This is a genomic window from Bacteroidota bacterium, from assembly GCA_018698135.1.
Classification (GTDB): Bacteria; Bacteroidota; Bacteroidia; order CAILMK01; family JAAYUY01; genus JABINZ01.
Genome location: JABINZ010000267.1, coordinates 1 through 13410, shown reverse-complemented (window position 1 = coordinate 13410; position 13410 = coordinate 1). Strand labels below are relative to the sequence as shown.

10 protein-coding genes are annotated in these 13410 nt (G+C 34.1%); 9 read left to right on the top strand and 1 reads right to left on the bottom strand.

The genetic code is table 11. The features are described from left to right. On the top strand, positions 1 to 2774 hold a 2774-nt coding region (locus HOG71_16600; GenBank protein ID MBT5992469.1), incomplete at its 5' end, for a T9SS type B sorting domain-containing protein. 18 nt (positions 2775 to 2792) lie between these two features. Here HOG71_16600 and HOG71_16595 read toward each other — a convergent pair. Beyond that, the gene (locus HOG71_16595; protein MBT5992468.1) at positions 2793 to 4097 is read right to left on the bottom strand and encodes an ATP-binding protein; all 1305 of its coding nucleotides are present in this window, start codon (positions 4095 to 4097) and stop codon (positions 2793 to 2795) included. 666 nt (positions 4098 to 4763) lie between these two features. On the opposite strand from HOG71_16595, the gene HOG71_16590 reads away from it, so the two are divergent. The 8 genes from HOG71_16590 to HOG71_16555 all read left to right on the top strand — a co-directional run bounded on the left by HOG71_16590 (position 4764) and on the right by HOG71_16555 (position 13225). Next, on the top strand, positions 4764 to 6095 hold the full coding sequence (locus HOG71_16590) for a PhoH family protein (protein MBT5992467.1): 1332 nt from the start codon (positions 4764 to 4766) through the stop codon (positions 6093 to 6095). A gap of 50 nt (positions 6096 to 6145) precedes the next feature. Next, positions 6146 to 6538, top strand: a complete 393-nt coding sequence (locus HOG71_16585) for a DUF2809 domain-containing protein (protein MBT5992466.1) — start codon at positions 6146 to 6148, stop codon at positions 6536 to 6538. Positions 6539 to 6713: 175 nt separating this feature from the next. After that, positions 6714 to 8585: a gliding motility-associated C-terminal domain-containing protein gene (locus HOG71_16580; protein MBT5992465.1), complete on the top strand. Its 1872-nt coding sequence runs from the start codon at positions 6714 to 6716 to the stop codon at positions 8583 to 8585. A gap of 91 nt (positions 8586 to 8676) precedes the next feature. Then, positions 8677 to 9288, top strand: a complete 612-nt coding sequence (merTP, locus tag HOG71_16575) for a mercuric transport protein MerTP (protein ID MBT5992464.1) — start codon at positions 8677 to 8679, stop codon at positions 9286 to 9288. Then, the gene (locus tag HOG71_16570; protein ID MBT5992463.1) at positions 9278 to 9499 is read left to right on the top strand and encodes a hypothetical protein; all 222 of its coding nucleotides are present in this window, start codon (positions 9278 to 9280) and stop codon (positions 9497 to 9499) included. The genes merTP and HOG71_16570 overlap by 11 nt, the downstream gene beginning before the upstream one ends. Before the next feature lie 21 nt (positions 9500 to 9520). Continuing rightward, positions 9521 to 9817, top strand: a complete 297-nt coding sequence (locus HOG71_16565) for a hypothetical protein (protein ID MBT5992462.1) — start codon at positions 9521 to 9523, stop codon at positions 9815 to 9817. Between the two features lie 69 nt (positions 9818 to 9886). Continuing rightward, on the top strand, positions 9887 to 10771 hold the full coding sequence (locus tag HOG71_16560; protein ID MBT5992461.1) for an RluA family pseudouridine synthase: 885 nt from the start codon (positions 9887 to 9889) through the stop codon (positions 10769 to 10771). A gap of 360 nt (positions 10772 to 11131) precedes the next feature. After that, complete coding sequence (locus HOG71_16555; GenBank protein ID MBT5992460.1) at positions 11132 to 13225, top strand: hypothetical protein; 2094 nt, start codon at positions 11132 to 11134, stop codon at positions 13223 to 13225. Positions 13226 to 13410 lie beyond the last annotated feature (185 nt).

Genomic DNA, 13410 nt, shown 5'->3' with positions numbered 1-13410 from the left:
GCTCATGTTCTTATGAGTGGCAATTTGGAGATTCATTAAAAAGTTATGATACAAATGCTACTCATCACTACAGCAGGGAAGATAGTTTCAATGTGGTGCTATATGCACTTTCAGACTATGGTTGTCTGGATACTTTAACTAATAAAGTGTATGTTTTTCCACCAAGGGCAGATTTTGAGATATCCGATTCTTCACAATGCTTTTCAAACAATAAATTCATTTTCTACAACACAACACGAAACGATTATGGAACTATAGTTTACAAATGGTTTTTTGGGGATGGGGATAGTTCGAATGTGCAGGATACTATTTATCACACCTATTCAAATGTAGACAGTTTTATAGTATCACTTACAGCTTACTCCAATTTCGGCTGTGCTGATACGATGAGTAAAAAGGTATTTATTCACCCAATGCCTGTATCTGATTTTAGTATAAATGACAGTGCACAATGCTTCAATGAACAGGATTTTGTAATGAAGAACCTGTCAACAGTTATCAACGATAGTATAATTGCCAATAGCTGGTTAATAGGAAACAAAAGCTATTCGACTTATGATCTTCAAATTTCAAATCTTATTGCAGGTCATCATCAGCTACAACTTATCCCCATAACAGCAAATGGATGTACAGATACGATTGTTAAAAGTATTGTGGTTCATTATGCTCCAAGTGCAGGATTTACTTTTTCAAATGCAAGTCAGTGCCTGAACATTAATCATTTTCAGTTTAATAACAACTCATCAATTGATTCAGGTTCAATGAGTTTTTATTGGGAATTTGATGATTTTACGTTTGACTCCATAATGCATACTAGCCATCAATATTTGCTTAGTGGGCAATATAATGTTAAGTTGAAAGTGGAGTCAGAATTTATGTGTAGTGATTCTATCAGCAAGGCAATTATTATACATCCAAATCCTGTTGCTAATTTTATCATTGTTGATTCATCTCAATGTCTTCAGTATAACTATTTTCTTTTTATTAACACATCCTCAGTACCATCAGGCATCATAACTTCCAATCATTGGGAATTAGGAAATGGAGATACTTCGATTCAGTCATCATTAAATTATTCCTACCTCTCAACAGATACTTTTGAGGTGGAGTTGGTAGTTAGCTCAAATCTTAATTGTAATGATACCATTATCAAACAGCTTATTGTTGGTGCAATGCCAATTGCTGATTTCGAGATAAACGATTCATCTCAATGTTTTAACGGACATCAATTTAGTTTAGAGAACAAAAGCAGTGTTCTAAAGGATAGTATTATTCAATATCAATGGATTATTAACAAGATTGATACAATAACAAATTATCAAATTGATTCATTAACATTCCTTAATCCCGGAATAATAGATATTGAATTAATCACAACCACAACTCAGGATTGTAAAGACGGAATTGTAAAACAACTATTTCTTAATGCCAGTCCTGAAGCAGCTTTCAGCATCAACGACTCCACCCAATGCCTCGATTCCAACAGTTTTGAATTCACCAACCTTTCAAGCATAGAAACTGGAACAATGAGTTACACGTGGATTATCGATACTAATGAACTTTTAACTTTCCAACCTTCAACCTTTCAATTCAAAAAGTGGGGTAAATATCCAGTTCAGCTCGTTGCCACTAGTGATCAAAACTGCACAGACACAACCGAACAAAACATTTACGTATACCCGATGCCAGTAGCTGCATTCATTTACCTGAATAATTGTGTGGAAGACACCATGTGGTTTTTTGATAGTTCGATGGTGGATAGCGGTAATATTACCCAATGGTATTGGGACTTTAGAAACGGAAATACCAGCGGAAGTCAGAATCCATTTACCATTTATTATGATACAGGACAAAAGGCTGTAACATTAGTAAGTACTAGTGATTTTGGTTGTGCCAGTGATACAACTCAATATTTCAAAATTGAAAGTAAAGTCTCTGCCCCCACTCTTGAACGGGCAACAGTAGAAAACGATGAACATATTTTGGTTGAATGGACAAAACCGATTGAAGGTATCCCCATGACATACAATCTGGAGCGTTCCGATGATGGCTCATGGTGGGATTATCTGTCAGATGAAGATCAGAGCACTTTCAGCTTTGAGGATTACATGGTTTATCCTGATGATCAAAATTATTATTACCGCTTAAGAGTTACAGATAGTTGTGAATTTACTGGGGAGTATTCAAATTATGGAAAGAGTATTTTGCTACAGGTTGATACGAACGAAGCTTATCCGAAGCTTGTTTGGTCGGCTTATGAAGAATGGGCACAAGGGGTTTCTAGTTACGAGTTGCAGGTTGCAGGTTGTGATAAAGTATACAACGAGTGTGTGGCAAATGAACTGCATTTTTACACACCCCTGCCCCTCTCAAGAGGGGAAAACCAATTTATGGACTCATTCAGCAAGTTTAACTCAGCAAGTTACTGTTACAGAGTAATCGCCTACCGCAACGTTGACAGCCTCCATTCCGTTTCCAATGTAGTTTGTATTCCAACAGAATTTAGATTGTTTGTTCCAAATTCTTTTACGCCAAATGGAGATGGCATTAATGACATTTTCCTTCCTAAAGGCATTTTTGTTTCTGAATACAATCTCCAAATCTTTAATCGTTGGGGAGAGAAGTTGTTTGAAAGTGATGATATTAATGAGGGTTGGGATGGGAAGTTTAAAGGGGAGTATTGTCAATTGGGTACTTATTATTATCAACTAATCGGGACTGGTACTAATGGAGATAAAAAGACGTTTAACGGACCAATACAGCTTTTAAGATAATATATATTGCTTTTCCAATTAAATGAAATTCTTTAGCAGCTTACATGCATACAATGGAATATTAATAAAATCATCTGATTGGATCAGGTTTCTGGGTGAGAGTCTGAATATTCTATCCGGAGAATATTTATCAGCATAACTTCTTAAACTTTTAATATTCCTGTTCATTCCACTTTTTACTTCTAAAGGATAAATCTTTGCTGAATCAGAAATGATAAAATCAATTTCAGCTTCACTTTTGGAAGTCCAATAGAAAAGTGAGTTATTACCATAAGATTTTAATTCCTGGGCAACAAAATTCTCAATAAATGCTCCTTTAAACTCTGATATAATCCTATTCTCAAGTAGTATTAATTCAGAAGACACATTTAATTCTGCAGCTAATAATCCAACATCGTGAAAAAATATTTTAAACTTAGAATAATCAGCAAATGCTGACAAAGGCATTTTTGGAGTCGGAACATTATAAACTACTGTAATCAAACCTGCCTTACTTAACCATTCAACAGTTTGGTCAAACATGGAAGCCCTTGCATTTTTCTTTATTTCACCATACTTAAACTTTTTGTTTTCTTTTGCTAATTGCCTGGGGATGGAGTGCCAGAATTCGGAGATTTTAATAGCTTGCTTCTTATCTGCGTATTTTGAGAAATCCCTGTGATATGATTGTAATATATCGTTTTGAATACGTCTTGCTTTAACAATATCTTGCTCATTAATATAATTCTGAATTACTTCCGGCATCCCCCCTAGATAAAGGTACATTTTAAAATAATTCATTAATTTTTGATGGATGGCTTCAGCTAGTGGATCCGGGGATTTTATTTTTTCTAATTTATCCACTAAAAGGTCTTCACCCATAGCGATTAAATATTCATTAAATGACATGGGATAAATTGTCATAAAGTTTACTTTTCCAACCGGAAACCCAGATTCTTTTCCAATACTTACTCCAAGAAGTGAGCCTGCTGCAATAATATGAAATTCAGGTGTTTGTTCCTGAAAATATTTCAGGCTGCTTAATACCCTGGGGGATACTTGAATCTCATCAAAAAAAACCAAGGTCTCATCTGATGTTATTTTTTGTCCCAGATACAAACCAATGTTTTCAACAATTTCAAGTGGATTTAACGAGTGGTTGAAAATGGATTCAAGGTTTGAATCTTGTTCAAAATTTAGGTATATGTAGTTTTTATATACCTTCCTGCCAAATTCATTCACTAAATATGTTTTACCAACCTGCCTGGCTCCCTGAATTACTAATGGTTTACGATCCTTGTCATTTTTCCATTCCAGCAGTTGATTGTATGCACTTCTTTTCATGTTAATATTTTCGAGTAAATGAAAAATCAGTACAAATCTAAGTTATTATGTGCTGATTTATGCAAACTAGTTCTTGTTTACCCCCTAAAAAGTGTATTTTAACACTAAATAAACCCATGATAAATCGTAATTGTTGGCGAATAAAAACCCGCTAGAAGTGTAAAATGATCAGCCTGCTGTCATAATAGTGCGCTAAAAAAAGATGAAGGAAGTAGTCTCAGAACTATTATTTAATTTGAATATCTGCAATTGTACCGATGATAAAAAATTGCCAAAGAATTCACAGATTTGTTTTCAGGAGGCAAGTGAAATTTCTGCAAATCTGTGGCCTAATTATGAATGGTAATACAGTAAATATGTTTGTGGTATAATAAAGGATATACATTTATTTAACAATTCTGTTTGAATTTGTATACAAAACATCCTAGAGAAAATTGAAATATGAAGAGATAGTGAGCAAACTCGAAAAACTGTTTAAGGTAAAAAATTGCTGTCAAGGGAAACACTGCCTATAATCTTTCTATCAATTTATATTCCTGAATTCACACTACCCAAATTCTTTCTTAAAGAATTTATCAACCCCCTTGTGCATAAATCACAAATCCAATAATCCAATATTGGCGTATATTTCGCTTGATAAATGTTCTTTGAACAGACTGAAGACAGATGGCTAAAAAAACCAAACAAAAGAAAATTTTTGTCCTCGACACAAACGTAGTGTTATATGACTTCCAAAGCATATACTCCTTTGATGACAACATTGTTGTTATACCAATTACCTTATTGGAGGAGATCGACAAATTCAAACGAGGAAATGAAATAATCAATTACAATGCACGTGAATTTGCACGTGAACTCGATATTATTTTTGGAGACTCCTTGCTTAGCGATGGAGTTAAATTGGATACCGGGGAAGAAATTGTTGTTAGCACCAATACAAATTTTGATGAAAAACTGAAAAATGTTTTCTGGGAAGATAAACCAGATCATCGCATTTTATCGGTGGCTTTTAATTTAGCAATTGAAAAAGGTGCCGGTAATGTTTTCCTGGTTTCTAAAGATATAAATCTGCGTATGAAAGCCAAAAGCGTAGGCATTCATGCACAAGATTATGAAACGGGAAAAATCAAGGATATTGATGAGCTCTACTCTGGGAAAAACCTTGTTGAGCATATTCAATCAGAGGTTATTGATGAAATATACAAATCAGGCTACATTGAATTAGATAAAAGCGGTGTTGAAACAAAACCTCTCCCCAATGAATATTTCATCCTTCGAAATGGCAACAAAAGTATTTTAACTGTTTTTCATGATGAAACAAAAACTTTTCGGCAGGTGGAAAAAATGCGTGCCTATGGCATTACGCCACGAAATGCCGAACAAGCTTTTGCATTAAATGCCTTGATGAACCCTGAAGTTAGCCTCGTTACTCTATCGGGCAAGGCAGGAACAGGAAAAACGCTCATGGCATTGGCAGCAGCTCTACAGGTTCGAAGAAGCTATCAGCAGATATTATTAGCACGTCCCATTGTTCCCCTCTCAAACCGAGATATTGGTTATTTGCCCGGAGATGTTTCCAGTAAACTGGATCCCTATATGCAGCCTCTGTTCGACAACTTGACCGTTATTAAACATCAGTTTAAAGAAGAATCGACTGATTTTACGCGTATTAACGACATGCTGAAGAATGAGAAATTGATGATTACTCCATTGGCTTATATCCGAGGGCGAAGTTTATCAAAAGTATATTTTATAGTAGATGAGGCACAAAACTTAACTCCTCACGAAGTTAAAACCATTATTACCCGAGCAGGAGAAGGAACCAAAATTGTGTTTACAGGAGATCCTTATCAAATAGATACGCCTTATTTAGATTCTCGTTCCAACGGACTGACTGTATTAATTGATAAAATGAAAGGTCAGGGGCTATATGGACATGTTACCATGGAAAAGGGAGAACGATCTATTCTGGCGGAATTAGCTTCCGATTTGTTATAAATTGATGAAAGTTGTTTGAGGATAGTATTTAAAAAACCAATAAACAGCTGATGATCACCTTCAATAAAAAATATTTTGGCTTAGCAGTTCTTATTTTCCTTGTCGAAATTGCAATTGCCCTATTTGTACACGATAATTTTATAAGACCCTATATCGGTGATCTTTTGGTTGTTGTTTTAATCTATTGCTTTATAAAATCATTTTTAAAACTGCCTGTATTAACTGTTGCCCTATTTGTATTGATTTTTTCATTTAGCATAGAAATTCTTCAATTTTTGAATATCGTTGAAAAACTTGGTTTAGAAAACTCAAAAACAGCTAAAATTGTCATTGGCACTTCATTTAATTGGCTTGATTTACTGGCCTATTTGACAGGAATTGGCTTCGTACTTATTACAGAAAAATATTGGGTTGCGAAAAAATTAAAGGCAAGGCCTGATTAGTAACCATCCTCTTCTAATGCTCGCACTATTGGATTCTTTATTTTAATTACGAATCCTTAACTTTGGTAAGTGGAGTTTATAAATATTGCTTGTTAACTCTCTTTGAACAGACAAACTATATCATTAGGGATTAAGCTACTTTTTCAATTATAAATCCATAGAACGAAATGTTGCTATGTCAAGTTTATTAAAAAAAATACTTGTTTCTTTAATTTTCATACTGCATGTCTTTGGCCTTTATGCGCAAACAATTGATGGTTATAACGCTAGAGATTACCTGGTTAGTGCTGTTCATCCAATGGGTTGTGATGCAAGCTTTGTGACTGGCCCTCCTGATCATAAAACCTGGGTCAATTTTAATGCTGGAGATGAGATGACAGGGCTTTTTGGCTACCCATCAGTTGATAGTAATGGATATGAACTTCTTTTGGAAACAAGCTATCATGCTGATAATTATTATGTAAGCCTATTGCTCTCCAATAATACCTATTCCAATACTCATTATGTTGATGTAAATGACTGGACCCGAATTGCAGACACTGCCTGGCTTCATATATTTCGGAATTGTTTAGTAGGAACATCGGGTAGAAAAAGATATATATTACCATTGGACTATTCTTCTGACTTTTCACTTTGTTCAACAGATACAGTGATGGGTATAAAAATAATTTTTCTTCATACAGCTGGTGCTGCGGATTTGGCAGGTATTTATATCATAAAAGGAAAAGCTTGTGAGACTTTAAATCTGGGTCGTGATACTACTTTATGTATGGGAGATATTTTAACCTTAAACACCCAAATCCAAAATGCAACCTATAAATGGCAGGATAATTCGACACAAGCAACATTTAGGGTTACAAAAAGCGGAAAATATTGGGTAGAAGTAAGGCATCAAAACTGCATTTTAAGAGATACAATTCAGGTTACTTATAGCCTACCGCCAGTTGTAGACCTTGGCCCAGATACATTCCTTTGCAAGGGCGAAACATATTTGTTAAATGCATCAACACCCTTTGCAAGCTATTTGTGGCAGGATAATTCATCTGCTCCAATATTTGCAGTAAAGGAAGCCGGAACCTACTGGGTTAAGCTAACTATGGGTCATTGCAGCAGTAGCGATTCAGTTTATATTGTTAGTAAAAACAAGCCACTACTAAACTTGGGCAGTGACACTTTTTTATGTTCTGGCGATATTATTCTACTGGCCGTTAACAACACATATGACTCCTATTTATGGCAGAACCATAGTCAGGACACTTTTTGCTTAGCTTCAAAACAAGGAATATATTGGCTTCAGGTTTCGAAAAATGCCTGCAGCAATAGTGATTCGATTCGAATCATAGATTTTAACATCCCTCAACAATTCCTGGGTCGTGATACAATAATTTGTGAAGGAGATCAGCTACAGCTTGATTTATCGAATTTGGGAGCAAACTATTTATGGCAAGATGGTTCAACCACTACAAATTACACGATCAGCAAACAAGGATTTTACTGGCTAACAATTGTTAATGAATGCGGTGTATACACTGACAGTATTTATGTAAAAGTATTTCCCTTATCAAAAGTTAATTTAGGTAATGATACGATCCTATGCTTTGATGACACATTATTATTAAACGTGTACAATGCCAATTCAACTTACTTATGGCAAGATAACTCAACAGAATCCAGCTTCTCGATTTCAGAAAAAGGATTATACTGGGTGAAATTGACTAATAGTTGTGGCCAGGCCGGTGATACTCTTCGTGTCGAAATGAACTATTGCGACTGTATATACTTTATTGCCAATGCTTTTAGTCCTAACAAGGATAGCATTAATGATTACTTTTCGCCCATGATCCAATGCGAAATAAACGATTATGTTTTAAAAATATTTAACAGATGGGGAGAAATGATATTTGAGACCAATAATGCTTATGAAGCATGGCATGGGACATTTAACAATCAACCTGCACCACTTGGCACCTATTATTACGTAATGAAAATAAAGTCATGGAAAGGAAAAGTATATGAAAAGTATGGAAGTGTTCAATTGATTAGATAAGCAAATAATAAACAGCCATTCAAATACATCCATGCATTTTGTTATCTCCATATTTTGATTATATTGAACACAACAAAATATAGGAAGCGGAATGAAAAAAGAAAGAAAATTAATATGGACTAGTATTTTTACTGCCATTGGAGCTTCTTTGTGTTGCATCACCCCCATATTAGCATTGATTTCAGGTGCATCTGGTATCGCATCTGCATTTTCATGGTTAGAGCCATTAAGACCTTATTTGATTGGCATTACTATTCTGGTTTTAGCTTTTGCATGGTATCAAAAATTGAAACCTAAAAAAGAAATGGAATGTGATTGTGAAACTGACGAAAAACCAAAATTCATTCAATCTAAAAAATTCCTTGGAATGGTAACAGTTTTTGCCATAATAATGTTAGCATTTCCTTATTACGGACATATTTTTTACCCAAAAACAAATAGTCAGATTGAAATTGTTGATCCAACAAACATCCAAAAAGTAAACATTGACATTAGCGGAATGACCTGTAGAAGTTGTGAAGAACATGTCAATTATTCAGTAAATGAACTTGATGGGATAATAAGTATTAATTCCTCTTCTGAAAACGGCAATTCTTCTGTCGAATTTGATAAATCAAAAACAAATATTGAAGATATTGAAAGTGCAATCAACTCGACTGGATACAAAGTAATTAACATTGAAATGAAATTAAATGAAGATTGAATTAAAATCCGTTATAAGTTGTCCTGAATGTGGGCATCAAAAAGAAGAAGTAATGCCAACTGATGCCTGTCAGTATTTTTATGAGTGCGAAAATTGTAAAAAACTTTTAAAACCTATCAATCAAGATTGTTGTGTTTACTGTTCTTATGGATCTGTAGCTTGTCCACCCATTCAGGAAAGCAAAAGTTGTGGCGATTCTTGTTGTAACTAGAAGACAAAATACAACACATCAATGAAACGTAGAAAACTCAAGAAACTAAAACCTCATGAAAAACATGCGCTGACTCAATGTGTACTTGCACTAATTTGGATTGGATTTAATCTGGACACACTATATCTTTATAAAGTTAAGGGCGGCCTCTTTTTGATTCAAAAACAAGATTGGCACATTTACTTTGATATTGCATGCTCATTAATCGTTATTATTCTGAGCATTTTTGTTTTTAAAAAGAAATTGAAAGTGTGGGTTGCCTATACTACTTTAGTGCTATGCTATGTTTCCAGTTTTTTTATTGGTTTTTTTAGTTAATGGTATTTTCATTGAATAAATCGAATATGAATAAATCATTCTATTTACATTTGGAAGAAAATACGACCAATGGAGTCTGAAAATAATTTGCTAATTGAAACTTACCAAGTCCCACCATTAGAAATGAAGGTGCGCTTATCTGACATACAAGCGGGCACTTTCAAAACAATTCATTCCAGAAAAGCATTTAAAAATGCCATTAAACAAGGATTAATAAAGTTAAATAGTTGCACAGCTTTCACAGCCGATTATATTAGTGGTGGTGAAATTATTGAAATTTATAAAAGTAATAAGCCAACAACAAAACCTGCTATTGACTTAAAAATTGATGTTATTTATGAAGACGACTATTTAGCTATTGTCAATAAACCTGCGGGCATGGTAGTTAGTGGAAACAAAAAGTGGACACTTGAAAATTCCTTATCAGGGAATTTGAAACCAAGTACGCAAAAAGATAGTTTGCCATGCCCTGAACCTATCCATCGATTAGATTTCCCAACCAGCGGAGCTCTTTTAATTGGAAAAACTGCTCAATCTATCATTGTATTAAATAAACTTTTTGAAGAAAGGGAAATACAGAAAACCTATTATGCCGTTACCATAGGATCAATAGCAGATCATGGCCAAATTGAAACGCCAATTGAATCAAAAGCAGCTATCACAGAATTTAAGATTATTGAAAGTATTGAATCTCCCCGATTTGGGTATTTAAACCTGACCGAACTCAAGCCACAAACAGGAAGAAGGCATCAACTCCGAATTCACATGGCACGTTTGGGTAATCCTATTTTGGGTGATACAAAATATGGCCAAGATGGCTTAGTTTTGAAAGGAAAAGGTCTGTATTTGCAGTCATCATCCCTGAAATTTAAACACCCAATTACAGATGAAACCATTCATGCGAAAATAGCATTACCAAAAAAATTCAAAAAACTTTTTCCATCTGACAATTAGATCAATAGAGAAGTCTTATATATCCCAAATCGAAGAACAGAAATCAATTTAAATTAAATTAGTAAAATGCTACTGTTTATTATGAAATCGATTTTAAATTGCATTCTTTGCAAGAAGAAAAAAGAAGGAGGATGTAAATCTGATTTCTTTTGTTAGACAATAGGTGAATTAAGTTGTGTTTGCCAATACAAGAATATGGGGCTCTATTTCATATGTCTATAATTATTTTAAAAGGTCATATGGAACTCGCATATAGTCATTCCCTTGTTTGTGTAGACTTATACTCATGCTTGTTTCAACTTATTAATAAAGACGTTTGTTGGAGAGGTTGATTCTCAATGGCATTCTAATAAGACAATTATGAACATTCGGATTATTTCCAAACTCATCCTGATTATCTGTATCACACTGTTTACAAGCTACCACGTGATCGGCAAGAATGCTAGAGAAAACGCATTATCGGAACAGGAGTTAATTCAAAAACTTGAAAAATTTCCAGCCTACCGCGAAGTGGTTACCTACTATTTTGAAAACTATAAAAACCCAGAGAATTACCACCTATATTTTGCAAAAAAAAGCGAAGGATGGTTTGTTTATTTAACCAGTGAAAATAATTTTTCAGATACATTGAATGTTGAGAAAATATGGGCTTATAAAAAGAACAAATTCAAGAAACTGAAGAAATACAGCAAGCTTACTAAACCAAAAAAACACACATCAACAGCCCTATATGAAGGAAGCGACAAATATGACCTAAAGCAAGAAATCAATGCATTCATCAATTATTACGATGAGCGAAGATTTGATTTGCATCCATTCTATGGATATATTGGCTGGTCTTCTGCTGTTATTAAACTATTGTCTACACTGAATTTGACTACAGCCCAAATGACTTATTCTTTAGCACGAGCATACAGTCGTTATTCAAGTAGTTTAATTCGTTTTCAATATGGGAATGAAAATCTTAAGTATCCATCAGCATCTTATGAAAAAATTGAAGATAAAAGACTTCAGGAATATCTTTTTTTTGCCAACCAAGCCATTGAACAATATTATAAAACCTACCAGCTCAATCCCAGACTGGAAACTATCATAGGCGATATTTACACGAAGTATTGTAACGAACATCTTTTTGTCTACATGAATTTGATGAGTCTAAAGGAAGAACAGATGGCCAGAAAATATTTGAAAGATTCTTTATACAATCAACAAACATTGGCTTTTTCCAGAAACTATCTGCTTTCTTGTCCTGATAATGCTATTCTTATTACAAACGGAGATAACGACACCTACCCGCTTTGGTATTTGCAGGAAAAATTTGGTTTTAGATCTGACGTTCGGGTAGTCAATTTTCAATTAATGCAAACTGACTGGTGTATTGATATGCTACGAAATAAACATCTTAAATCTGAACCTATTGATTTCAGCTTCGATAATAGTAAAATAAAGGGAAATTTACGTGAGGTTGTTTTTAATGTCGAAAAGTTCGATTATCCACCTTTTTATTTTGAATCAAATGAAGAGGATGATACGAATAATATCCCTATTCCAGCGATTACTCTTGATGGATTCGTTAATCTAAATTATGCTTTGAAAATAATTTTTAGCGATGATTCAAACCATTTAGTACAAGCAGCCAATAATCGATATTATAATAGCATATCGGCTAAGAAATATTTCCTACCAGTGAATAAAGACTATGTCAAGGCTTCATCACTACTGGCTGAAAAATACTGGAATGAGATGCTTGATACAATTCATTTTAATTACAGTTCCAATATTCTAAGAAACGCTTTGGTTTTAATGGATATGATTGCCGAAGCAAATTGGAAAAGGCCTATTTGTTTTGGATCAACTAATAGTAGTGAAACCTTTATCGGACTTAGTAATTATCTGATGCAAACAGGTATGGCCTATCAGCTTGTTCCTATTAAAAAAGAAACGGATAAAAATATCAATAATGATGGATGGATAAACTCAGAGCTGATGTACGAAAACATGTTGCACAATTTCATTTATCCAGATTTTCAGGATCCTTATTTTGTTTTGGATGGTTCCAATTCACGTCAAAGCCAAAATATGCGGAACATATTGACATCATTAGCTTTGCAATTGCTAGCAGAAAGTGATACCCTCAAAACCATTGAAGTGTTGGATTTTAGTGTTAGCACATTTCCCGGAGATCACATTCAGTATGAAATTTCTGCAATTCGTATGCTTGAAACTTATTACATATTATCAGAATTTGACAAAGGTGATGGTATTGCAGTAGAGATTATGCAAAGTTTCAAGAAAACCATTGAGGAGATCAAAAAAAGTGAAACTAGCGAAATTTCAGAAACGATGCTGATCAATTATGGATTAAAATTAATTTCTGCCCTGAGTCAACGATATACAAGACCAACTATTAGTGAAAAATCAGAAAGATTAATGGAAGAGATTTACAGACTTTAATTTTTCAGCTTTGACAACTTTTAAAAAGTTGTCAAAGCTTGAATTTAATAAAGTATATTCTTTCATGAAATGTTCCCTAACAAGTCAAAGCTTGAAAAAAACAAAAACTGGTTCAAGATTTTTCCACACAAGTCCTAGCATGTAAAAAACAAAAACTGGTTCAAGATTCTTCTTGGACCTTTTTG

Excerpts from the sequence above, each read along its gene's own strand:
- HOG71_16595 (MBT5992468.1), bottom strand. The coding sequence starts at position 4,097 with ATGAAAAGAAGTGCATACAATCAACTGCTGGAATGGAAAAATGACAAG.
- HOG71_16590 (MBT5992467.1), top strand. The coding sequence starts at position 4,764 with ATGGCTAAAAAAACCAAACAAAAGAAAATTTTTGTCCTCGACACAAAC.
- HOG71_16585 (MBT5992466.1), top strand. The coding sequence starts at position 6,146 with ATGATCACCTTCAATAAAAAATATTTTGGCTTAGCAGTTCTTATTTTC.
- HOG71_16580 (MBT5992465.1), top strand. The coding sequence starts at position 6,714 with ATGTCAAGTTTATTAAAAAAAATACTTGTTTCTTTAATTTTCATACTG.
- merTP (MBT5992464.1), top strand. The coding sequence starts at position 8,677 with ATGAAAAAAGAAAGAAAATTAATATGGACTAGTATTTTTACTGCCATT.
- HOG71_16570 (MBT5992463.1), top strand. The coding sequence starts at position 9,278 with ATGAAGATTGAATTAAAATCCGTTATAAGTTGTCCTGAATGTGGGCAT.
- HOG71_16565 (MBT5992462.1), top strand. The coding sequence starts at position 9,521 with ATGAAACGTAGAAAACTCAAGAAACTAAAACCTCATGAAAAACATGCG.
- HOG71_16560 (MBT5992461.1), top strand. The coding sequence starts at position 9,887 with ATGGAGTCTGAAAATAATTTGCTAATTGAAACTTACCAAGTCCCACCA.
- HOG71_16555 (MBT5992460.1), top strand. The coding sequence starts at position 11,132 with ATGAACATTCGGATTATTTCCAAACTCATCCTGATTATCTGTATCACA.